The organism is Pseudomonas lurida, assembly GCF_013522705.1.
In the GTDB taxonomy this organism is placed as follows: Bacteria; Pseudomonadota; Gammaproteobacteria; order Pseudomonadales; family Pseudomonadaceae; genus Aquipseudomonas; species Aquipseudomonas quebecensis.
In genome coordinates this window covers 1-829 of record NZ_JAAMRE010000072.1, presented here as the reverse complement: position 1 = coordinate 829, position 829 = coordinate 1, and the positions used below count along the sequence as shown (strand labels likewise).

The window sequence follows — 829 nt, the reverse complement described above, 5'->3', positions numbered from 1 at the left end:
CCTGTAATGACGGCGGTTTGGCCGGCGGTGTAGGTGGTGCCACCGACGTTGAAGCTCGCCACGGTCAACACGTTGTCCACGTCGCTGTCGTTGGTCAGCACGTTGCCGGTGGCAACCGTATCTTCCTTCGCACTGCCGGTATCAGCCTTAAGAACACTCGGATCATCCACCGCCACGATGTTCACATTCAGCGTGCTGCTGGAACCTGTGTTGGTGGTGTAGCCGATTTGCGGTACACCACCATTGAAGTCTTTAACCGGGGTGAAGGTGTAGGCGCCGTTCGCACCGATGGTGATCGAACCCACGCCTGTAATAACGGCGGTTTGGCCGGCGGTGTAGGTGGCGCCACCGACGTTGAAGCTCGCCACGGTCAACACGTTGTCCACGTCGCTGTCGTTGGTCAGCACGTTGCCGGTGGCAACCGTATCTTCCTGCGCGCTGCCGGTATCAGCCTTAAGAACACTCGGATCATCGACCGCCACAATGTTCACATTCAGCGTGCTGCTGGAGCCGGTGTTGGTGGTGTAGCCGATTTGTGGGACGTCGCCGTTGAAGTCTTTAACCGGCGTGAAGGTGTAGGCGCCGTTCGCACCGATGGTGATTGAACCCACGCCTGTAATGACGGCGGTTTGGCCAGCGGTGTAGGTGGTGCCACCGACGTTGAAGCTCGCCACGGTCAACACGTTGTCCACGTCGACGTCATTGGTCAGCACGTTGCCGGTGGCAACCGTATCTTCCTGCGCGCTGCCGGTATCAGCCTTAAGAACACTCGGATCATCGACCGCCACAATGTTCACATTCAGCGTGCTGCTGGAGCCGGTGTTGGTGG

General features: G+C 59.0%; 1 protein-coding gene. It reads right to left on the bottom strand.

Annotation, left to right across the window (positions count from 1 at the left end; all coding sequences use genetic code 11):
- Window positions 1–829: Ig-like domain-containing protein (locus G7025_RS26575; protein ID WP_219855463.1), on the bottom strand; the 829-nt coding region annotated here is incomplete at both ends.